Source organism: Streptomyces caeruleatus (assembly GCF_001514235.1).
Taxonomy (GTDB): domain Bacteria; phylum Actinomycetota; class Actinomycetes; order Streptomycetales; family Streptomycetaceae; genus Streptomyces; species Streptomyces caeruleatus.
Map to the genome: position 1 here is coordinate 1,778 of NZ_KQ948961.1, position 974 is coordinate 2,751.

General features: G+C 69.7%; 1 protein-coding gene. It reads left to right on the forward strand.

Features of this window, described 5'->3' with window-relative positions:
• On the forward strand, window positions 1-974 hold a 974-nt coding region (locus AQJ67_RS44165; RefSeq protein ID WP_159058955.1), incomplete at both ends, for an acyltransferase domain-containing protein.

The following is a 974-nucleotide window of genomic DNA, read 5'->3' on the forward strand; positions in this document are numbered from 1 at the left end:
TGGCTGCGGCTGAGGTGGATGCGGTGGAAGCCCACGGCACGGGTACTCGGCTGGGTGACCCGATCGAGGCCCAGGCCTTGTTGGCGACTTATGGGCAGGACCGGCCGGAGGGTCGTCCGCTGTTGCTGGGGTCGCTCAAGTCCAACATCGGTCACACGCTGGCGGCTGCCGGTGTGGCTGGTGTGATCAAGATGGTGCTGGCGATGCGGCACGGCCAACTGCCCCCCACTCTGCACGTGGACCAGCCGACTCCCGAGGTGGACTGGTCGGCGGGCGCGGTGGAGTTGCTGACCGAACAGCGACCGTTGCCGACGGTCGACCGGCCGTGGCGGGCCGGGGTGTCTTCGTTCGGGATCAGCGGCACCAACGCCCACGTGATCCTGGAGCAGGCTCCGGAATCAACGCCGGTCTCTGACGCGGACGTTGTTGCTCCGTCGGTGGTGCCGTGGGTGCTGTCGGCCAGGTCGGAGACGGCGCTGCGGGAGCAGGCGCGACGCCTCGCGGTACGCGTAGAAGCGGCCCCGGAACTGAACCCGGTGAACGTCGGTGCAGCACTCGTCTCCACCCGGGCAAGTCTGGAACACAGGGCGGTGATCCTGGGCACCGACCGCGACGAGCTGATCGCCAGGCTGACCGGGCTGGCCGAAGGGGAGCCCGGCCCCGGTGTGGTGACCGGCCGGAGCGGGGCCGACGGGGATGGCGTGGTGTTCGTGTTCCCCGGCCAGGGCTCGCAATGGGCCGGCATGGCGCAGGAACTGCAGGCCACCTCGCCGGTGTTCGCGGGGCGGATGGGGGAGTGTGCCCAGGCGCTCGCTCCGTTTGTGGAGTGGGATCTGCTGGAGGTGCTGGGGGATCAGGCGGCGCTGGAACGCGTCGATGTGGTGCAGCCGGTGTTGTGGGCGGTGATGGTGTCGCTGGCGCATCTGTGGCAGTCGCTGGGCGTGACACCTGCCGCCGTACTGGGCCACTCCCAA